General features: G+C 56.8%; 21 protein-coding genes. 15 read left to right on the plus strand and 6 right to left on the minus strand.

Going from position 1 to position 19177, the window contains the following annotated elements; all coding sequences use genetic code 11:
- Window positions 1–54 precede the first annotated feature (54 nt).
- The 3 genes from rlmN to IEX96_RS04280 all read left to right on the plus strand — a co-directional run bounded on the left by rlmN (window position 55) and on the right by IEX96_RS04280 (window position 3019).
- Window positions 55–1269: a dual-specificity RNA methyltransferase RlmN gene (gene rlmN / locus IEX96_RS04270; RefSeq protein WP_229773522.1), complete on the plus strand. Its 1215-nt coding sequence runs from the start codon at window positions 55–57 to the stop codon at window positions 1267–1269.
- A 19-nt stretch (window positions 1270–1288) separates the two neighbouring features.
- Entirely contained in the window at window positions 1289–1729 is a 441-nt protein-coding gene (locus tag IEX96_RS04275; protein WP_150004521.1) for a VOC family protein, read from the plus strand.
- 78 nt (window positions 1730–1807) lie between these two features.
- Window positions 1808–3019 carry an argininosuccinate synthase gene (locus IEX96_RS04280; RefSeq protein WP_188873519.1) on the plus strand — a complete coding sequence of 404 codons (1212 nt, stop codon included), beginning with the start codon at window positions 1808–1810 and terminating at the stop codon, window positions 3017–3019.
- A 37-nt stretch (window positions 3020–3056) separates the two neighbouring features.
- Here the strand turns inward: IEX96_RS04280 and IEX96_RS04285 are convergent, their stop codons facing one another.
- The 5 genes from IEX96_RS04285 to IEX96_RS04305 form a co-directional block, all read right to left on the minus strand.
- Window positions 3057–3752, minus strand: coding sequence for an outer membrane protein (locus tag IEX96_RS04285; protein WP_150004399.1), 696 nt, complete (start codon window positions 3750–3752; stop codon window positions 3057–3059).
- Window positions 3753–3869: 117 nt separating this feature from the next.
- Window positions 3870–4493, minus strand: a complete 624-nt coding sequence (locus IEX96_RS04290; protein WP_150004400.1) for a MarC family protein — start codon at window positions 4491–4493, stop codon at window positions 3870–3872.
- A gap of 89 nt (window positions 4494–4582) precedes the next feature.
- Window positions 4583–5482, minus strand: a complete 900-nt coding sequence (folD, locus tag IEX96_RS04295; RefSeq protein WP_150004401.1) for a bifunctional methylenetetrahydrofolate dehydrogenase/methenyltetrahydrofolate cyclohydrolase FolD — start codon at window positions 5480–5482, stop codon at window positions 4583–4585.
- A gap of 28 nt (window positions 5483–5510) precedes the next feature.
- Window positions 5511–5867, minus strand: coding sequence for a DUF167 family protein (locus tag IEX96_RS04300; protein WP_150004402.1), 357 nt, complete (start codon window positions 5865–5867; stop codon window positions 5511–5513).
- Window positions 5833–6129, minus strand: coding sequence for a YggT family protein (locus IEX96_RS04305; RefSeq protein ID WP_150004403.1), 297 nt, complete (start codon window positions 6127–6129; stop codon window positions 5833–5835). The genes IEX96_RS04300 and IEX96_RS04305 overlap by 35 nt, the downstream gene beginning before the upstream one ends.
- 227 nt (window positions 6130–6356) lie before the next feature.
- Between IEX96_RS04305 and IEX96_RS04310 the strand changes: the two genes are divergently transcribed.
- Window positions 6357–9179, plus strand: a complete 2823-nt coding sequence (locus IEX96_RS04310) for an NHL repeat-containing protein (protein ID WP_150004404.1) — start codon at window positions 6357–6359, stop codon at window positions 9177–9179.
- Between the two features lie 93 nt (window positions 9180–9272).
- On the plus strand, window positions 9273–9689 hold the full coding sequence (locus tag IEX96_RS04315) for a hypothetical protein (RefSeq protein ID WP_150004405.1): 417 nt from the start codon (window positions 9273–9275) through the stop codon (window positions 9687–9689).
- A gap of 3 nt (window positions 9690–9692) precedes the next feature.
- On the opposite strand, the gene IEX96_RS04320 is transcribed toward IEX96_RS04315, so the two are convergent.
- Window positions 9693–11102 carry a TAXI family TRAP transporter solute-binding subunit gene (locus IEX96_RS04320; RefSeq protein WP_188873520.1) on the minus strand — a complete coding sequence of 470 codons (1410 nt, stop codon included), beginning with the start codon at window positions 11100–11102 and terminating at the stop codon, window positions 9693–9695.
- Between the two features lie 170 nt (window positions 11103–11272).
- On the opposite strand from IEX96_RS04320, the gene dcd reads away from it, so the two are divergent.
- The 10 genes from dcd (at window position 11273) to IEX96_RS04370 (ending at window position 19175) form a co-directional block, all read left to right on the plus strand.
- Window positions 11273–11827: a dCTP deaminase gene (dcd, locus tag IEX96_RS04325; RefSeq protein WP_150000094.1), complete on the plus strand. Its 555-nt coding sequence runs from the start codon at window positions 11273–11275 to the stop codon at window positions 11825–11827.
- 116 nt (window positions 11828–11943) lie between these two features.
- The gene (murA, locus tag IEX96_RS04330) at window positions 11944–13230 is read left to right on the plus strand and encodes a UDP-N-acetylglucosamine 1-carboxyvinyltransferase (protein WP_150004408.1); all 1287 of its coding nucleotides are present in this window, start codon (window positions 11944–11946) and stop codon (window positions 13228–13230) included.
- A 31-nt stretch (window positions 13231–13261) separates the two neighbouring features.
- Entirely contained in the window at window positions 13262–13711 is a 450-nt protein-coding gene (locus IEX96_RS04335; protein WP_150004409.1) for a DUF2948 family protein, read from the plus strand.
- 75 nt (window positions 13712–13786) lie between these two features.
- Window positions 13787–14500 (plus strand): ATP phosphoribosyltransferase, encoded by a 714-nt coding sequence (gene hisG, locus IEX96_RS04340; protein WP_150004410.1) that lies wholly within the window; start codon window positions 13787–13789, stop codon window positions 14498–14500.
- A complete protein-coding gene (gene hisD / locus IEX96_RS04345) occupies window positions 14490–15821 on the plus strand; it encodes a histidinol dehydrogenase (RefSeq protein WP_150004411.1) in 1332 nt (443 codons plus the stop codon). The genes hisG and hisD overlap by 11 nt, the downstream gene beginning before the upstream one ends.
- Complete coding sequence (locus IEX96_RS04350) at window positions 15818–16318, plus strand: UPF0262 family protein (protein ID WP_150004412.1); 501 nt, start codon at window positions 15818–15820, stop codon at window positions 16316–16318. The genes hisD and IEX96_RS04350 overlap by 4 nt, the downstream gene beginning before the upstream one ends.
- A gap of 3 nt (window positions 16319–16321) precedes the next feature.
- Entirely contained in the window at window positions 16322–16798 is a 477-nt protein-coding gene (locus IEX96_RS04355; RefSeq protein WP_150004413.1) for an arsenate reductase/protein-tyrosine-phosphatase family protein, read from the plus strand.
- 104 nt (window positions 16799–16902) lie between these two features.
- Entirely contained in the window at window positions 16903–17121 is a 219-nt protein-coding gene (infA, locus tag IEX96_RS04360; protein WP_150000100.1) for a translation initiation factor IF-1, read from the plus strand.
- Window positions 17122–17188: 67 nt separating this feature from the next.
- Window positions 17189–17779: a Maf family protein gene (locus IEX96_RS04365; protein ID WP_229773524.1), complete on the plus strand. Its 591-nt coding sequence runs from the start codon at window positions 17189–17191 to the stop codon at window positions 17777–17779.
- Window positions 17772–19175, plus strand: a complete 1404-nt coding sequence (locus tag IEX96_RS04370; protein ID WP_188873522.1) for a ribonuclease E/G — start codon at window positions 17772–17774, stop codon at window positions 19173–19175. The genes IEX96_RS04365 and IEX96_RS04370 overlap by 8 nt, the downstream gene beginning before the upstream one ends.
- The last annotated feature ends 2 nt before the right edge of the window (window positions 19176–19177 follow it).

Consider the following 19177-nt stretch of genomic DNA (forward strand, 5'->3'; position numbering starts at 1 on the left):
TTTGCCGTTCAAAAGCAGTATAGCACGGCCCTTGAAGCCAAAGAGATAGATGACATGACCCAGACCGCTCCCGATAGCGCGCATAGTGGTGCGCCGATGGCCAGCCCCGGACCCGTGGTGCCGGTGGTTTCTCCCCGTGCGGCAAACACCGATCCGCGCCGCGATATTCTTGGTCTGTCGCGCGATGAACTGCGCGCTGCCCTGATCGAGATCGGCGTGCCAGAACGGCAGGCCAATATGCGGGCCAAGCAGATCTGGAATTGGGTCTATCACCGTGGGGTGACGGATTTCGATGCCATGATCAATGTGGCGAAAGAGGTGCGGGCGTGTTTGGGCGAGGCCTTTCGCATTTCCCGTCCGGAGATTGTTGACGCACAATATTCCAACGACGGGACGCGCAAATATCTGCTGCGCTTTGATGATGGTTCGGAAGCGGAAGCGGTTTATATCCCCGATGAAGATCGCGGCACTTTGTGTATCTCTTCCCAAGTGGGATGCACGCTGAATTGCCGGTTTTGCCATACCGGCACCATGCGTCTGGTGCGCAATCTGACACCGGGCGAGATCGTTGCGCAGATGATGGTGGCCCGTGATGATCTGGGTGAATGGCCTGCCAGCACAGACAATCGCCGCGTCACCAATATCGTGATGATGGGCATGGGCGAGCCGCTTTATAATTTCGACAATGTCAAAAAAGCCTTGCAGATCGTGATGGACAAGGAAGGCATCCAGATGTCGCGCCGCCGCATCACGCTTTCAACGGCGGGTGTGGTGCCGATGATGCTGCGTTGCGGCGAAGAAATCGGCGTCAATTTGGCGGTGTCTTTGCATGCGGTTAACAATGAAACCCGTGACGAGATCGTGCCTCTCAACAAAAAATATCGTCTTGAGCAATTGATGGAAGCGTGTGCCGCCTATCCCGGCACCCATAATGCGCGGCGCATTACCTTTGAATATATCATGCTCAAGGATATCAACGATTCCGATGCCGATGCGCGGGAACTGGTGCGGCTGCTGACCCGTTACAAGCTGCCTGCCAAGGTGAATCTCATTCCCTTTAATCCGTGGCCCGGCAGCCCTTATGAATGTTCCGATTGGGATCGCGTCGAGCGGTTTTCCGATCTGGTGTTCAAAGCGGGCATTTCCGCCCCCATTCGCACGCCGCGCGGCCGCGACATCATGGCCGCCTGCGGTCAGTTGAAATCAGCCAGCGAGAAAAAGCGCAAAAGCGAGATTTTGCGCGAACAGGCCGCTGCCACACAGGATTGACCGGAGAAGGCCCATGGCGATGGAATATCTTCATACAATGGTGCGTGTTACGGATCTGGACGCGTCACTGGATTTTTATTGTGCCAAGCTGGGGCTGGTGGAAGTAAAGCGTGTGGACCATGAAAAGGGCCGTTTTACGCTGGTCTTTCTGGCAGCGCCGGGCAATGTGGATGAAGCCAAAGAGCGCCATGCGCCTTTGTTGGAACTGACCTATAATTGGGACCCCGATTCCTATGAGGGCGGGCGGAATTTCGGCCATCTGGCCTATCGTGTGGATGATATCTATGCGACCTGCCAGCGCCTGATGGATTCGGGTGTGACCATCAACCGTCCGCCGCGTGATGGGCATATGGCCTTTGTGCGCTCGCCAGACGGGATTTCTATCGAATTATTGCAACATGGTGAACCATTGGCCCCGAAAGAACCATGGGCTTCTATGGAAAACACCGGGGTCTGGTAGGCAAAGCCCCTTTTCATGGGCGCAGGGATGGCCTAGGACAACAGTTCATTGGTCCATTCTGCTGTAAGGGTTTTTGTTATGTCCGCATCCGCGCCCAAAAAAGTTGTCCTCGCCTATTCCGGTGGTCTTGATACATCCGTCATTCTGAAATGGCTGGAGGCGACCTATGGCTGCGAGGTGGTGACATTTACCGCCGATCTGGGCCAGGGGGCCGAGCTTGAAGAGGCCCGCGCCAAGGCGGAAATGCTGGGCATCAAGGACATTTATATCGAAGATCTGCGCGAGGAATTCGTGCGCGATTATGTGTTCCCGATGATGCGCGCCAATGCGCTTTATGAAGGGCTTTATCTTTTGGGCACCTCCATTGCCCGCCCCCTGATTGCCAAGCGCCAGATTGAAATCGCCCGCGAAACCGGCGCCGATGCCGTGTGTCATGGGGCCACCGGCAAGGGCAATGATCAGGTACGCTTTGAGCTTTCCTATTATGCGCTGGAGCCCGATATCAAGGTGATCGCGCCGTGGCGGGAATGGGATCTCAATTCCCGGACCAAGCTGATCGAATTTGCCGAACAGCATCAAATTCCGGTGGCCAAAGACAAGCGCGGCGAAGCCCCTTTTTCGGTGGATGCCAATTTGCTGCACACCTCAAGCGAGGGCAAGGCGCTGGAAGATCCGGCGGTGGAAGCGGAAGAATTTGTCTATTCCCGCACCGGCTCGCCTGAAGCCGCTCCCGATACCCCGCAAATCATTGAAATCGGTTTTGAACGGGGGGATGCAGTGTCTTTGGATGGCAAGGCTTTGTCCCCTGCCGAGCTGTTGACCGCCTTGAATGAGTTGGGCCGTATCCACGGTATCGGGCGGCTGGATCTGGTGGAAAACCGTTTTGTGGGCATGAAATCGCGCGGCATTTATGAAACGCCGGGCGGCACCATTTTGCTGGCGGGCCATCGCGGGATCGAGCAGATCACGCTGGATCGCGGCGCGGCCCATCTGAAAGACGAGCTGATGCCGCGCTATGCGGAGTTGATCTATAATGGTCTGTGGTTCACCCCTGAACGGGAGATGCTGCAAGCGGCCATCGATCACAGCCAGCGCCATGTGGAAGGCACCGTGCGTCTGAAACTGTATAAGGGGGCAGTGCATATTGTGGGCCGCAGCTCTCCCAAATCGCTCTACAGCTTAGAGCATGTGACCTTCGAGGAAGATGCGGTCTATGACCAGCGCGATGCGGAGGGCTTTATCAAGCTCAATGCCCTGCGCCTGCGCCTTCTGGCCCGTAGAGGGGCCTGAACGGCCAAAGCCACGATCAGAAAATCCGGGATGTACTTCAGAATTTGAAGCGCACCCCGGCATTGAGATGCCAGGCATCGAATTCCGAGCGGAAACGTCCGGTGGCATTGCCATTTTCTGTCACTGTCAGCCAATCGGGGCGGCCCGTGGAATAAAAGCGTCCATCCACCGTAAAGTCGAACCGTTCGGTGATGGGGATGGCCATGCCGACAATCGCTTGCCACGCAAATTCTGTGTCGGTGGGGCCGCCAAATTCGGTGCGGCCACCGGTGCCATTGGTGAAATAGACATCGGATTCCACACCGGCCAATCCTGCGCCCAAGCCCACATAAGGCACAAAGCGGCGGGAAATGTCGGTGAAATCATAATAAACGACGGCCATGCCCGCCATAGAGCTGTTGTCGCCGGTAAACAAAGCACCGGGCTGGCTGGTGATGAAACCACTATCAATGCTGTTTTCCCGATAGGATAATTCCGCTTCCACCCGCACATTGCCGAAGCCGAAATTGTCGAAACGGTAGCCTACGGCACCACCCACCACAAAGCCGGGATCGAAATCCATACGCGCCGCTTCAAAGGTGCTGTTGTCGGTCCGCAGGCTGGATTGGTCGCGTTGCAGGCTCAGGCCGCCAAAGGCGGTAAGATAGATATCTCCTGCTTGGGCGCTGGGCGACAAAGCAGTGGCGCAAAGAGCGGCGGCAGATAAGAAGGCAAGGGCGGGGATGCGGGACATAAGGCGGGCTCCATTGCTCGATATACTCGATAAACGAGCCTAAGCCGTTGCTGTTCCAACCGTAAGACAATATAGGCGCACAATTGCTTGATGGCCGGGTGAAGGCGGCGCGGTCCTTTATGCGAGAAAGAAATTGCGGATGCCGTCCATAATGAATTGGGAGGCAAAGGCCGCCAGAATGATCCCTAGAACCCGCGAGATAATGGTGGAGACTGTATTGCCCATCACCGCCATCAATTTACTGGCCGCCAAAAAAGCGAACAGGGTGAGCAGCAAGGTTGCGCCGATGGCGGCCAGAATGGTGCCTTGGGCCAAATAATTGCCTTCATGGCTGGCCATCAACAAAATGATCGACGCAATGGCCCCCGGCCCAGCCAGAAGCGGGATGGCGATGGGGAAAACGGAAATATCTTCCAGATGTTCCTGATGGCTGCGTTCGGCGGAATTCTCGCGGCGTTCCGTGCGTTTTTCAAACACCATTTCAAGGGCGATCAAGAACAGCATCACCCCGCCCGCCACCTTCAACGCATCCAGCGTAATTCCCAAAGCGGATAGGAACGGTTCGCCCACAGCCGCGAAGAACAGCAAAATCGCAACGGCAATCAATGTGCCCTTGATGGCCATCAGGCGCTTATGCCGAGCATTGGCGCCCTCGGTCAGGCTGGCAAAGACAGGGGCAATGCCAACGGGGTCGATAACCACGAAGAAGGTGACAAAGGCGCTGATGAAAATCTCAAGCATAAAGACCCCGGATCGGTGTTGCGATGATACAGGCCCTTAACGCATTTTGCGACCAAGGCAAACCCCAAGGATAGGGGGCTTTGTTCTGGTCATCGCGCATCAAGGTCTGATGGGTCGAGGCCGTGGATGCGGCAGGTGGCGGTCAGGGTGTTGGCCAGCAAGCAGGCAATGGTCATGGGGCCAACGCCGCCCGGTACGGGGGTGATGGCTCCGGCATGCTTTTGGGCCGATGCAAGATCCACATCGCCCACCAGCCGGGATTTGCCTTCGCCTTTTTCAGGGGCCGGGATGCGGTTGATGCCCACATCGATCACCGTGGCGCCGGGTTTGATCCAGTCGCCTTTGATCATGCGCGGGCGGCCCACAGCGGCGACCAGAATATCGGCCTTGCGGCAGATATCGGGCAAATCGCGGCTGCGGGAATGGGCAATGGTGACGGTGCAATTGGCCGCCAGCAGCAAATGGGCCAGGGGTTTTCCCACAATGTTCGAGCGCCCCACCACCACAGCGTCAAGGCCGGAAAGATCGCCCAAATGATCGTGCAGCATCATCATGCAACCAAGGGGGGTACAAGGCACCAGACCCTTGCCGCCGGTGGCAAGCAATCCTGCATTGATCACATGAAAACCGTCCACATCCTTTTTGGGGTCAATGGCGGCAAGCACATGGGCGCTATTGATTTGGTCTGGCAAGGGAAGCTGCACCAGAATGCCGTGCACATTTGGATCGGCATTGAGCCGGGCCACAAGATCCAGCACCTGCGCTTCATCGGTATTTTGGGGCAAGCGGTGCTCGAAGGACTGCATGCCCACCTCGATCGTTTGCCTGCCTTTGTTGCGCACATAAACCTCGCTGGCCGGATCGTTTCCCACCAGCACCACCGCCAGCCCCGGTGTGATCCCGTGACCGCGGTTAAGCTGCGCCACTTGACCCGCAATGGTCCGGCGTAAATTTGCGGCGAATGTCTTACCGTCGATAAGCTGTGCCATTGATCTGCGCTTTCGCGTTAGGGGAGGATCAAATACCAAGGCTCATACGTGTCATGGCCCGTGAAAGTTGGTCGATTAAATGATCCGGGTCGCCATCTATATGCAGGGTTTTCAGCCGCGCGGTGTCGCCGGATTGAATATGGATGGTGCTTTTGGGCAGGCTGAATTCTTTTGCCAGCAAGGCGATCAATGCTTTGTTGGCCTTACCTTTTTCCGGTGCCACCGTCACGCAGACCCGCAGGCGCGCGGCCCCATCGCTATCAAGCTCAACCCGGTCAAGCATATTGGATGCTGCCTTGGGTGTCAGCTTGACCGAAAAGCGCACCCCGTCGGGGCGCCGGTCAAAGATTTCAATAGCCGTAAAGCAAGGGGACGATGCTGTCATTGAAGAAAATCTGTATGGCCTGCACAAGCAAGAGCAGGATCAGGGGGGAAATATCAATGCCGCCCAAATCAGGAACGATCCGGCGGATCGGCCGCAGGGCAGGTTCGGTTACGCGATAGAGAAACTCCATCAGCGAGGCAACGAACTGGTTTCTTGTGTTGATGACATTGAAGGCCACCAGCCAGCTGGTAATCACCCAGACAATCAGAATGAGTTTAAAGATGCCGATGGCCGAATTAACAAGGAAGACAAGTGCGCTCATTGATCGTCGCTTTCGACAAATTCCATTTTAATGCCGTCCAGATGTAGCCGTCACCGGCAAGGCGCGCAACCATGCGCGTGTGAAATATGCGCCATAGGCCGGATGCGGCTATGGCCTTGGGGGTGGTCGGGATGTAAACCATCGGCACAATATGAAAGTGTAAACCAAGTCTTAAGGATAGACGGATTATGCTTCATGGTTGATCGGATTTATCAGGGCGACAGGACATGGCGTTCTTTTCCATAGGCAGCGGACAATCGGCATTTTTGCCTCAGATCACGCCTATTGATCTGTCCGTTCTGGCGTTTCAGCCACCATTGACCGCTGCCCAATTGCAGGGCCAAAGCAGCGATCCTGCGGTGATCCCGCCCTGGCAGCTTTCCCAGGAAAGCGAATCACTGGACCGTCGCCTTAATGAGGTGCGCAGGCTGACCAGCTTCATCGATGAACAGGCTCCCGGTGTTGATTCGGTGGGCGTGGGCGTTGATGAGCGGGCGTCTTTTGTGATCTTCGATGCCCTTAAAAAGCTGGAAACGTTGGCGGAAGTCGCGGCCGACGAGAACACATCTGCCGCCAATCTTGCCCGCTTGAACGAACAATTTCAGGCCGGATTGGCAGAAATCACCGATTATATCGGGTCTGCCGATACGGACAAACTCACCTTGCTGGCGGGGCAACGCACGTCCAGCACCACATCACCCATTGAAATCGGCACGGACCAGCAAACCTTTACCGGCCAGGCGGTGGCTTTGGGCAGCCGCGATGATCCCATCGAAAGCCTTGTGGGTGACGAGAAATTCACCGTCGTCATCAAGCGTTTTGACGAATCGTTCAATATCGACGTCGATTTGGCCGACATCGAGGGGCCATTGTCGATCAATGTGGTGGTGGATCATATCAACACGCAAATTACCGCCGTGCCCGCCACCGATAGCAGTGGCGACCCGATTTTGCGGGCCAATGGCGATCCGATTCCGAAATTCACTACCCGTTTCGGTATCAAGACCGATGATAATTTCGATCATGCCATCGAAGTGCGCACCTCTTTGTTCGAGGAAGTGCGTCTGGTTCCTGCTGTATCGGAGCCAAGCCTGTTTGTGACCACCAATCGCACGGCCTTGCGTGGTGATGATCCGGAACAATCGCGGATAACACGGTTCGATGATGTGGCGGGAGCCATTGTTGAAGCGACCCGCACCGAAATTGTCGGCATCGATAGCCGTGCTACCCGGATTGCGGAATTGACCCCGCCCGAAGATGAAGACGATGTGGCCGGCCCCGTTGCGGCGGCCACCACCACAGCGGCGGTGGCGGTGGATAGCGAAGGGTTTATTTACACGCTGGGGACCTCTTCGGGCGATTTTGGCAATCAGCAGAATTTGGCGGCCGACGGTGAGGATGTGTTTCTCACCAAGATCGATACATTGGGCAATGTGGTCTTCTCCCGCCTTTTGGGCAGCGCCACCAATGCCGAAGCCTTTTCACTGGCGGTGGATAGCCAGGATAATGTGATCATCGCAGGCAGCACCACAGACAATCTGGGGGACAATACCCGGATTTCGGGCACCGATAGTTTTGTCACCAAATTCAGTGCGCGTGGCGACCGGATTTTCACCTATCAGCTGGATACCGTTGCCCAAGACAAGCCCGCCGCCATCGCGATCGATGCGGATGACAATATCATTCTCACCGGCTTTAGTGACGGGGCGATCAATGCGGCAACGCCATCGAATGGTGGCCGTGATGTGATGCTGCTCAAGATTGACGGGGATTCGGGGCAGCGGGTTGATGAAACCTTGATCGGATCAGCCACAACCGAGCGTGGCGAGGCGGTGGCCATCGCGGAAGACGGCAATATTTTGCTGGCCTCTATCGACAATGGCCGCGCCGTTTTGCGCAAGGTGGATGTGAACGATTTTTCCAATATCTTGTTTGAACAGGATCTGGGGCAGATCAACAATAGCGGGGCCATTAGCGGTTTACGGGTATCGGGCAGCAATATTTTTCTGGCAGGCAGCACGTCAAATTCCGGCTTTACCGGCACAGCGGCGAGCATTGCCAAAGACTTTGCCGGCGATACGGACGGTTTCGTTTTGAAACTTACGGACAGCGGTTCTTCTGCCGATGCGGATTTCATCAGCTTTGTGGGCACGGAAGCGTTTGACAGGATCAACGATATTGCCGTGGGGGCAAGTTCGGTATTCGTCGTGGGCAGCACCCGCGGGGCGTTGGAGGCTGGTGGCCGTGAAGGCCCGACAGATGCGTTTATCACGCGCATTGATATGGCCACCGGAGCCATCGAACAGGTGCAGCAATTCGGCCTGCTTTTGACCAATAATGAAGCCACGGGCATTGCCTTTACCAATACCGGCCCTTCGGTGCTGGATGCGCTTGGGCTGCCCGCGGGCACCGTAGACCGGATTGAAACGCGCAGTGTCGATAGCCAAACCACCGCAAAGGCGGGGGACTATTTCGATATTTCGATCGACGGAGGCAGGAAGCGCCGCATCACCTTGAACGAGGGCGATACATTTTCCGATATCGCCCGGCGCATCAATCGCTTGTCGTTTCGGGGCGATGTTTCTGCCGATGGCAGCAATGGAAAGCTGGTGATTCGCGCCAATGGCTCTGCTTCGGTGGATCTGATCGCAGGAGAGGGCAGCAGCGATCTTCTGGGGAAATTGGGGTTAAAATCCCAACGGCTTTTGGGAACTGATGCGCTGTTCAATCTCGATGATGATGACGACCGGAATTCTTCCAGCACCGAATCCGATCTGGGTGGAGTGTTTGCCTTCAAACTGGATGGGCCATTGGGGCTTCAAGATCGGCAAACAGCCGCTTTCACCCTGACGCAAATACAAGAGGCCATCAACACGTCCCAACGCGCCTTTCGCTCTTTGTCTCCCAGTATTCTTGATACTTTGGGGGATCAATTGGGCGGCAGCGCCAGTGGCGTTGTCCCGACCCGTTTGCAAAGCCAACTCGCCAATTATTCGGCGGCGCTTTCGCGGTTGCAATCGGGCAGCGGGAGCGGCGGCTTTTTCATTTGATCCAATCCACAAAGAATGGGCGCCGTGGTTCATCTTCGGTTCAACCTTAAGCGCGCTTATTGGATATTTGGCAGGAGGTGGAGACTGCGTCCGATGATCGACCGATTCCCTATTTTGTTTGTCCTTTGCTGCGCTCTTGGTGTTTTCGCACAAGCCGCAATGGCACAGGATATCCCAAGCAGTGATCGTCAAAGCGGGGCGTCAGACGATCCGTTCGATGCGGAAGAAAGTGTGGGGAATTGTGTCAGCACCCGTCAGATAAGCGCCATCCATATTCTGGATGATCGCAAGATTTTGCTGGAGATGAGCGAGGGCGCGGACATCGTGATGCATTTGAAATATCAATGCCCACAACTGAAATTCCATGATTATTTCAGCTATGAACCAACGCTGGGGCAATTATGTGCCGAGTTGGATCAGATCACCACCCGCGCCGGGTTTCACTGCGATATCGGCGGTTTTTCAAAAGCCACGCTGGAATTGGAAAGCGGGCAGCCTTCCACCCCCTGAGATTTATGACTTTGTAGCGTCAGCCGCTTCGGGATCCTGTGTATGCGGCTTTTCCTTCTTCGGCTCTCCAAGAGAATCGCGCAGCATCTGGATATGGAATTTCAGCGCATAAAGCTCGCCCGCATGGGTGGGGGGCACGGAGAGTGTGCCCAGACCTTTTTCAATGGCATCCAATTCGGCCAAAGCCTTGTCCTTGTGGATGTCTTGGTGGGCGGCGCGTTTTTCAATGGCCCGCAAGGCTTTATAGGGGCGGCTGATGCGGGCCTTTATGCGCCAGGAATAAAGCGGCGGCACAATGCGCAATAAGGGGATCAACAAGGTAAGCAAAGGCAGGGCCATCACCAGCCAGCGATCCAGCATCGTCGCCGCCCAGAAGGGCAGGATCCGTTGCAGGAAAGATGGCCCACGGCGGTGAAACCGCGCCGCTTCATCATTCAAGGGCAAGGACAGCATATAAGGCGAGGGAAATTGTCCGGCGGTTTCAAACAATCCTGCCTGATCATGAATCGTATTTGCCACCATCAAAAGCCTGTCGACCAAGGCCGGATGTAAATCCCGACGCGCCACCAATTGGGCGGTGGTGCCGATCAACCGGGTGTTTTGTGCCGGAATATTGCGTGCCAGATCCACGGCTCCTTCGGGCAGGTCCAGCGCTCGTACATAGCCAAATTTTCGGGCATAGGCCGCAGCACGGGGCAGGCTGAAAAGGGTCACACCATCTTGGTGCAACATGTCATCAATATCCTGACTTTGCGCCCCGCCAACGGTGAACACGGCATCCACCTGGCCTAAAATCAACGCTGTTACCGCCTCATTGCCGCTTAAATGGCTCAGGGCGGTATCGGGGACCGGCAAGCCATTCAGGCGATATAGCTCCGCAGCCAAAGCCCGGCTTCCCGATCCCGCAGCCCCAATGGCGACGGTCAGGGCTTCCAGATCCCGCACATCCTGAATTTTCACATCATTGCGCAAGAACAGCCACGCCGGTTCAAAATAAAGGCTGGCCAGCGCTTCAAGGGGTTTGGGGGCATCAATGGGCGGGGCCACACCGGCTTGCACGAAGGCGATGGTGGCGTCATCAGGGTCGCTTGTTGCCAATCGCTCCAGATTGTCTTGCGATCCTGCGGTTTCCACGATCGTTACCGCGATATCGCTTTTGGCCAACGCCTCCCGATAGCGTGCAGCCATCAGGGAATAGGTGCCGCCTTTTGAACCGGCGAGGATGGTCAGATGCTTGGGCGGGGCTGGTTCAACGAATTGGAACGCCGCGTAAAAGGCGATAACGAGCAAGAGTATCGAGGGCAGCCCGATGCCCAGCCCTTCCGACAACCAGGAGGGCAAGGCGGCCAAGCGCCGCGCCAAAGGGCCCGTCTGGTCGTTTTGCGGTTCTTGCGTTTCCGGGTTCTGTTTCACGCCTGCTCCTGGTATCGCCCTGTTAGATGCGGAGGAGTTTGGCCTGTGAATAAGGATTTGTCATGGCCCTGTTTTAAGAGGTTGTACGGCAGCATAGGCTTGTCGCCGTGCTTTTGCTGGCTTAAAAGCGGCCTTTATAAAGATTGAAAACCATATGGGAGCCCGCGCTGATGTCCATCATGTCCGACCGCTGGATTCGTGAGAAAAGCGTTTCTGAGGCCATGATCGAGCCGTTTGAAGATCGTCAGCGCCGTGAGGGGACGATTTCTTATGGCCTGAGCTCCTATGGCTATGATGCGCGGGTATCCAACGAGTTCAAAATTTTCACCAATGTGGATAATGCCTTGGTGGACCCCAAGGATTTCTCGCCCCACAGCTTTGTGGATCGCACCACCGATGTGTGCATCATTCCCCCCAATTCCTTTGCGCTGGCCCGCACGGTGGAATATTTCCGCATCCCCAAGGATGTTTTGGTGATCTGCCTTGGCAAATCCACCTATGCGCGCTGCGGCATCATCGTCAATGTGACCCCTTTGGAGCCGGGCTGGGAAGGCCATGTAACGCTGGAATTTTCCAATACCACACCGCTGCCCGCCAAGGTTTATGCCAATGAAGGGGCGTGCCAATTCCTGTTTTTGCAAGGCAACGAGCCGTGCGAGGTGACCTATGCGGATCGGTTGGGGAAATATCAGGGCCAGCGCGGCGTGACTTTGCCCAAGCTTTGAAAGCGGCCTTTCTCTCACCTTTTTCTGGCCATGCCTGTGCCCATCTAAGGCGATATACAAAGGGCATCGGGCGTGGCATTCGCTGCGTCTCCCTATGAAAGGATACTATCGCCCTTATGGATAAACTCATAGTGCGTGGCGGCCAGAAGCTGTCGGGAACGGTTCAGATTTCAGGCGCGAAAAATGCGGCGCTGCCCTTGATGGCGGCCAGCCTTTTAACCGATGCGCGCCTGCGCTTGTCCAATCTTCCCCGGCTGGCGGATCTGGCCACCATGGGCGATCTTTTGAACCATCATGGTGCCTCCGTGACCATCGAAGGGGCGATGGGCAATGGCCGCCCCTATGGGCGGATTTTGGCGCTGGAAGCCCCGCATATCACCGATACCACCGCCCCTTATGATATTGTGCGCAAGATGCGCGCCTCGATTCTGGTTCTGGGGCCGATTCTTGCCCGCGAAGGGCTGGCCCGGGTGTCCTTGCCCGGCGGGTGCGCCATTGGCACCCGTCCCATTGATCTGCATTTGGACGGGCTAAAGGCGCTGGGTGCCGAAATTGAATTGAATGAAGGCTATGTGGCTGCCCGCGCTCCGCGCGGTGGTTTGCGCGGTGGCCGTGTGGCTTTCTCCAAAATATCGGTGGGAGCGACGGAAAATCTGATGATGGCGGCCTGTTTGGCCAATGGCGAAACCGTGCTGGAAAATGCCGCTTGCGAGCCGGAAATTGTCGATCTGGGAAAGTGCTTGAAGGCCATGGGGGCGACCATCGAAGGCTTGGGCACTCCGCGCATCCGGATCATGGGGCAAGCCAGCCTTTCAGGGGCCACTCATCGCTGCATGGCGGACCGGATTGAAGCCGGGTCTTATGCGGTGGCGGCGGCCATTACCGGTGGCCGTGTGACCTTGGCAGGGGCCGAGCCCGCGTCCATGCAGGCCTTGTGCGATATTTTGAAGGAAGCCGGTGTTGATATTGCCGAGAGCGATGCGGGTTTGAGTGTTTCGCGGGAAGGGCCGCTGCGCCCTGTGGCATGCACCACCCATCCTTATCCGGGTTTCCCCACCGATATGCAGGCCCAGTTGATGGCGTTGATGACCTTGGCCGAAGGCGAATCGGTCATTACCGAAGCGATCTTTGAAAACCGCTTCATGCATGTGCAGGAATTGGCGCGAATGGGGGCCGATATTTCGGTGTCTGGCTCTACCGCCCGGATTCGCGGTGTGGGATCGCTGACAGGTGCGCCGGTGATGGCAACGGATTTGCGGGCCAGCATGGGATTGGCTTTGGCAGGTTTGGCGGCCCGTGGTGTAACGGAAGTGCACCGGCTTTATCATCTGGATCGCGGTTATGAGCGGCTGGAAGAAAAACTTTTGGGGCTTGGTGCCGATGTGGCACGTGTTGCCGCTTGAGATTTTTCGTTCTTTTGCCCAAAGTTGCCTTATGACAGAAAAACTCAAACTTATTGCCCGTAGCGCAGATGATCTTTCGGTTATTTCCGCAGTTTTGCAAGATAGCGTTTTGCGGATCGACGATATGGCGTGGCTGCCTGAAGCGCACCGCTTTGCGGTGGTGGCCAACCGGTTCCGCTGGGAAAAAGTTGCCAAAGATGCCCCGCGGCGCAAGGCGCGCGGCGAAAGGGTGCGTGCCGGGCTGCATTTTGACGGGATCTTGCGGGCGCAGTTCCGCAATCTTTCCCTTGGCGACAAACAAAAAGTGGTGGAATTGCTGGCCATCAATACCAAGATGGGCGAAGACGGCGCCGCCACTATAGAGCTTGTTTTCGCAGGGGGTGGCACGATTCGGTTGGAGGCGGAATGTATCGAAGTGGTGCTGCAAGATCTGTCCAATGCATGGGCCGCCCTTCGCACCCCATCCCATGCGGTGGATTGACCCCGTTTTTTGGCTGGCCATGGACCTTTTGTGCGGTGCAAGGTAAAAAGCCGCACCCTTTGATGGAGAGCGCCCATGGTATCTGTACCGCCCGCACAATCTGAATTGATTTCGGCTGATCAACCACAGTCCGATCTGGTTTTGGCTTTGCCCAAGGGGCGAATTCTGCAAGAGGCCATGCCATTGGTGCGGGCTGCGGGGATCGAGCCGGAAGCCGCTTTTGATGATCCGGGCAGCCGCAAACTGCAATTCGATACAAATATACCCGGCTTGCGAATCATCCGTGTGCGGGCCTTTGATGTGGCCACCTTTGTTGCTTTTGGTGCGGCGCATTTGGGGATTGCCGGCAATGATGTGTTGATGGAATTCGATTATCCCGAAATTTATGCGCCGCTTGATCTGAAGATCGGCCATTGCCGCTTGTCGCTGGCCGAGCCGGAAGATCTGGCCCGCGAGGATGATCCTCAGAGCTGGTCCCATGTGCGGGTGGCGACCAAATATCCAAATCTTACCGGCCGGTATTTCGCAGCTCGTGGTGTGCAGGCGGAATGTGTGAAGCTGAACGGGGCGATGGAATTGGCCCCGGCCCTTGGCTTGTGCCCGCGGATTGTTGATTTGGTGTCCACCGGCTCTACCTTGCGCGCCAATGGCCTGCGCGAAGTGGCGGTGCTGACGCAGATCACCTCGCGGCTGATTGTGAACAGGGCAGCCTTTAAAACCTATCCCGATCAGGTGGGCGGCTGGGTCGAACGGTTCCAGACTGCCTTGGGGGCCGCCGATGCCGCGTAAACTCCTTAGGGCGGACCCTGATTTCGATCAGCAGTTTGAAGCGCTTTTGAACCAGAAGCGCGATGAAGCACATTCGGTCCGTGATGTGGTGGATGGCATCCTGAGCGATGTGGCGCGGCGCGGAGATGCGGCGGTGCTGGAGTATACGGCCCGGTTTGATCGGCTGGATATTTCGGCGGACGATCTGCGTATTGATGCGGCCGAAATTGCACAGGCGCGGGCCAAATGCGACAGGGAAACATTGGACGCGCTGGCGCTGGCGGCCAAGCGGATCAAGGCGTTCCATGCCCATCAAAAACCGCAAGACCACAGCTATATAGATGAAGCGGGGGTCAGATTGGGCGTGCGCTGGTCTGCCATTGATGCGGCGGGGCTTTATGTGCCGGGCGGCATGGCCAGCTATCCATCCTCTGTTTTGATGAATGCCCTGCCGGCGAAAGTGGCGGGCGTTGAGCGCCTTGTGATGGTGGTTCCAACACCGGACGGGGTGATCAATCCTTTGGTTCTGGCCGCGGCGGATCTGGCCGGTGTGGATGAACTTTATCGCATTGGTGGTGCACAGGCGGTGGCGGCTTTGGCTTATGGGACCGAAAGTCTGGCGCCGGTGGATAAGATTGTCGGGCCGGGCAATGCCTATGTGGCGGAAGCGAAAAGGCAGGTCTTTGGCCGGGTGGGCATCGATACCATTGCCGGACCATCGGAAATTCTGGTGGTGGCCGATGGCGATAATGATCCGGCCTGGATCGCCGCTGATCTGTTGAGCCAGGCAGAACATGATGCGGTGGCGCAGTCGATCCTGATTACGGACGATGCCGCTTTCGCCAGTGCTGTGGCCGATGAAATCGAGCAGCAATTGATGTCTTTGGATCGTCGGGATATCGCCTCGGCAAGTTGGCGCGATTATGGGGCGATGATTGTGCTGGATGATCTTATGCAGGCCCCCGCCCTTGTGGACCGGTTGGCACCGGAGCATCTGGAACTGGCGGTGGCGGACCCCGATGCTTTGTTTGCCCGTATTCGCCATGCAGGTGCCGTGTTTTTAGGGCGGTATACACCGGAAGCGGTTGGGGATTATGTGGCGGGCCCCAACCATGTTTTGCCCACATCCCGTGCGGCCCGTTTTTCAAGCGGATTATCGGTGCTTGATTTCATGAAGCGCACCACGTTCATTGGCTGTGACGGTGATAGTTTGGCGCGTATTGGCCCCGCGGCGGTTCGCCTTGCCCGCGCGGAAGGATTGGGGGCTCACGCACAGTCGGTTTCCATCCGCCTTGACCAAGGGGCAGACGGCGAAAACAGCCGCAAGCAGGATAATCAATGACTGAAAAAAAGGGCGAAACATCCCGTCGTCTGATCGACGTGACTCTTGATGAATCCACCATTGTGCGCTGGAGCAATGATGTGGACCATGAACGACGAGTGGCCATTTTTGATCTGCTGGAGCACAATCTTTTCGATCCGGTGATCGCACTGCCCGACGATTATGAAGGGCCGTTCCGGTTGCATTTGCGGGTGGAAGAAGGGCGGTTATTGTTTGAACTGTCCGATGAAGCGGGAAATTTCCTCGAGTCGTTTCGTCTGCCACTCACCCCGTTCCGTCGGATCATCCGGGATTATTTCACCGTTTGCGATTCGTATTTCCAGGCCATCAAAACCGCCAGTACATCGCAAATTGAAGCCATCGATATGGGGCGGCGCGGCTTGCACAATGATGGCTCGGCCCTCTTGATGGAGCGTTTGCACGATAAGGTACGGGTGGATCAAAATACGGCCCGACGCCTTTTTACGCTGATTTGCGTTTTGCATATTCGAGGATAGGGCATGGTTTCATCCCCGCCCAATGCCGATGCCATACAGCGCGATTCCCCGCGCAGCGTTTTGTTTTTATGCAATCGCAATGCGGTGCGATCCCCCATGGCGCAGGCCTTGCTTTATCGTCATTCCCGGCACCGGATTGCGGTGTCTTCGGCGGGGCTGGAAGCGGGGTTTCTGGACCCGTTTTCTGTGGCCGTGATGGATGAGGTCGGCATTGATTTATCGGATCATGAACCGCAGAGCCTGGCGAGTTTACCAGACATTGCGGTGGATCTGGTTGTTTCGCTGACCCCGGAAGCCCATCATCGGGCAATGGAGATGACGCGGGACGGCACCTGTCTGGCGGAATATTGGCCCACGGTCGATCCCACCCTTGTGGAAGGCAATCGTGATCAGCGTCTGGATGCTTATCGGGGCTTGCGTGATGGCCTGATAACGCGCATCGAAACACGGTTTAAAGAGGCTGCACCGGGGCATCTTTAAGCACTTTCATCGCCCATAAAGCGTGTGACGCTTGCATTTCGTCGCCGTCTCACTCATTTATGGCGCAAATTCCTTGTCTCAGATGAAAAGAAATTCGAACAAACATGGCGAAAGAAGAAATTTTGGAAATGCGCGGCACGGTAACGGAATTGCTTCCGAACGCCATGTTCCGCGTGACGCTTGAAAATGGGCATGAAGTGCTTGGACATACGGCCGGAAAAATGCGCAAAAACCGCATTCGTGTTCTTGCCGGTGATGAGGTGTTGGTGGAACTGACGCCTTATGATTTGACCAAAGGCCGAATCACCTATCGCTTTAAATAAGGCTGACGGTGTGGCTTCTTGCCCCCATAGGTCGTCTGCGCTGCCCCGAAATGGCCATGGGGCGCGTTTGATTCTTGCGTCGGCGTCGCCGCGTCGTGTGGCGCTTCTCGATCAGATCGGTGTGCATCCCGATGCGGTGGTTCCTGCCGATATCGATGAGCAGGCGCACAAAGCCGAACAACCGCGCCCTTATGCGCGGCGGATGGCCTTTGAAAAGGCCCGGCATGTGGCCAAGGACCATCCGGATTGCTTTATCCTTGCTGCTGATACAGTGGTGTCGGTGGGGCGGCGTATTTTACCCAAAGCGCTGGACCGTCAAACGGCCGATGATTGTCTGGCAATCTTGTCGGGACGGCGGCACCGGGTAACCTGCGGTGTGGCCCTTGTTTGCCCTGATGGCCGGTGTCTGGAACGCCAGGTGGATACCGTGGTGATCTTCAAACGGCTGTCGGCGGACGAACGCCGTGCCTATCTGGACAGTGGTGACTGGCATGGCAAGGCGGGCGGCTATGCCCTTCAGGGCTATGCTGCGGCCTTTGTACGCCGGATATCCGGCTCCTATAGCACGGTGGTGGGTCTGCCATTGTTTGATGTGTCGCAGATGCTTCAAGGGCAGGGCTATCCGCTGCTTAAAGGATGGGCTTGTTCGGATGGCTGATTTGCTCATTGAAAACAGCGTTTCGGAATGTCGTGTTGCGCTGGTCGATGAGCAAAAACCGTATGAGCTGTCTTTGATGCGCGGTGTTGCGCATTGGGTGGAAAGCATCAATATGGCCCGGGTGACCCGGTTGGCCCCGGAATTTGACGGCGCCTTTCTTGATCTGGGGGGCGGCGTTGAAGGGTTCTTGACCCGCCGACATGCCCCCAGAGAGCGCGGTGCGCCGGTTCCTGCTCGCCTGGATGGCGGGATACATGAAGGCCAGAGCGTACCGGTTCAGCTTATGGTGCCGCCGTCTGAGCAGGGCAAAAGCTGGACGGTGTCAGCCGACCTTCACCGCAAGGGCCGTTATATCACGCTGATCCCGTCGCAAGCGGGGCTGTCCTTCGATGATGAAGGGGCAGACAAGCGCGCGCAAGCACGGTTGAGCGAAGCCCTGTCGCCGATTTTGAAGGATAGTGGTGTGCGGGTTCATACACCGGCTTTTCTGGTGGATGATGATGTGGTGCTGTCGGAAGCTTCAAGGCTTCTAGGCCAGTTGCGGGCAATCAGGGCGGCAGGCAGCGGGGTGCGCACCCTTTTGCCCGGCCCGGATCATTTATGGCGCAGTTTGCGCGATGCGCCGGTGGGGTTGGGGGCGATCCGTTGCTCGGACCGGGCAACCTTGGCCAAAGCCACGTCTCTTACAAATATTTGGCCCGATCTGACGCCCTTGTTGCTGTGCGATATGGGGGGTGGGGCGCTGTTTGAGCGCTATGGCGTTGAAGATGCGTTGGACGAGATCGTCAAAGGCGAGATTGCTTTGCCGTCTGGCGGGCGCATCAGCTTTGAAGATACCCGTGCTGCAATGGTGATTGATGTGGATGCGGGGGCTGCCCGCACCGGCCGTTCAGTGGCGCGGGTGGCGCATATGGTCAATCTGGAGGCCGCTACGGCCATAGCCCTGCTGTTGCGCCGTGCCAATATCGGCGGGCTGGTGCTGGTGGATTTCATCGATATGGCCAAGCATGATGACCGCGAGGCGGTGCTTTCAGCGCTTGATGCCGGTTTCAAGGCAGATCCCGCGCCCATCCGCCGGTCGAAGATCAATCATCACGGGGTGCTATCCATTACCCGAAAGCGGACGGGGCTTTCCGTGCGCGATCAGATGGTGGCAAAATCCGTTTCCTTGCCAAAGCTGGAAAACAGCCTGCATGATTTGCTGCGGCGCGCCGAACGGACGGCTGTTATGGACCAACGGCCCGGGACACTGCATCTGGCCGCCGCGCCGGCGTTGGCGGAGAAACTACGGGCGGGGGAGTGGCTGGCATTGCTGGCCCGACGCACCGCCCGGTCCGTAGATTTAAAAGACCGTGCCGATCTGGCCCCCGATGACGGGCAATGCTGGATTGGCTAAAT

The sequence above is a fragment of the Iodidimonas muriae genome (genome assembly GCF_014647255.1).
Lineage (GTDB): Bacteria > Pseudomonadota > Alphaproteobacteria > Sphingomonadales > Rhodothalassiaceae > Iodidimonas > Iodidimonas muriae.

What these genes read in the sequence shown, in the direction of transcription:
- IEX96_RS04285 (WP_150004399.1), bottom strand. Translation starts at nt 3,752, where the DNA reads ATGTCCCGCATCCCCGCCCTTGCCTTCTTATCTGCCGCCGCTCTTTGC.
- murA (WP_150004408.1), top strand. Translation starts at nt 11,944, where the DNA reads ATGGATAAACTCATAGTGCGTGGCGGCCAGAAGCTGTCGGGAACGGTT.
- IEX96_RS04310 (WP_150004404.1), top strand. Translation starts at nt 6,357, where the DNA reads ATGGCGTTCTTTTCCATAGGCAGCGGACAATCGGCATTTTTGCCTCAG.
- rlmN (WP_229773522.1), top strand. Translation starts at nt 55, where the DNA reads ATGACCCAGACCGCTCCCGATAGCGCGCATAGTGGTGCGCCGATGGCC.
- IEX96_RS04315 (WP_150004405.1), top strand. Translation starts at nt 9,273, where the DNA reads ATGATCGACCGATTCCCTATTTTGTTTGTCCTTTGCTGCGCTCTTGGT.
- folD (WP_150004401.1), bottom strand. Translation starts at nt 5,482, where the DNA reads ATGGCACAGCTTATCGACGGTAAGACATTCGCCGCAAATTTACGCCGG.
- IEX96_RS04300 (WP_150004402.1), bottom strand. Translation starts at nt 5,867, where the DNA reads ATGACAGCATCGTCCCCTTGCTTTACGGCTATTGAAATCTTTGACCGG.
- IEX96_RS04370 (WP_188873522.1), top strand. Translation starts at nt 17,772, where the DNA reads ATGGCTGATTTGCTCATTGAAAACAGCGTTTCGGAATGTCGTGTTGCG.
- IEX96_RS04305 (WP_150004403.1), bottom strand. Translation starts at nt 6,129, where the DNA reads ATGAGCGCACTTGTCTTCCTTGTTAATTCGGCCATCGGCATCTTTAAA.
- IEX96_RS04350 (WP_150004412.1), top strand. Translation starts at nt 15,818, where the DNA reads ATGACTGAAAAAAAGGGCGAAACATCCCGTCGTCTGATCGACGTGACT.
- IEX96_RS04335 (WP_150004409.1), top strand. Translation starts at nt 13,262, where the DNA reads ATGACAGAAAAACTCAAACTTATTGCCCGTAGCGCAGATGATCTTTCG.
- IEX96_RS04275 (WP_150004521.1), top strand. Translation starts at nt 1,289, where the DNA reads ATGGAATATCTTCATACAATGGTGCGTGTTACGGATCTGGACGCGTCA.
- IEX96_RS04290 (WP_150004400.1), bottom strand. Translation starts at nt 4,493, where the DNA reads ATGCTTGAGATTTTCATCAGCGCCTTTGTCACCTTCTTCGTGGTTATC.
- infA (WP_150000100.1), top strand. Translation starts at nt 16,903, where the DNA reads ATGGCGAAAGAAGAAATTTTGGAAATGCGCGGCACGGTAACGGAATTG.
- IEX96_RS04355 (WP_150004413.1), top strand. Translation starts at nt 16,322, where the DNA reads ATGGTTTCATCCCCGCCCAATGCCGATGCCATACAGCGCGATTCCCCG.
- IEX96_RS04280 (WP_188873519.1), top strand. Translation starts at nt 1,808, where the DNA reads ATGTCCGCATCCGCGCCCAAAAAAGTTGTCCTCGCCTATTCCGGTGGT.
- dcd (WP_150000094.1), top strand. Translation starts at nt 11,273, where the DNA reads ATGTCCATCATGTCCGACCGCTGGATTCGTGAGAAAAGCGTTTCTGAG.
- hisG (WP_150004410.1), top strand. Translation starts at nt 13,787, where the DNA reads ATGGTATCTGTACCGCCCGCACAATCTGAATTGATTTCGGCTGATCAA.
- hisD (WP_150004411.1), top strand. Translation starts at nt 14,490, where the DNA reads ATGCCGCGTAAACTCCTTAGGGCGGACCCTGATTTCGATCAGCAGTTT.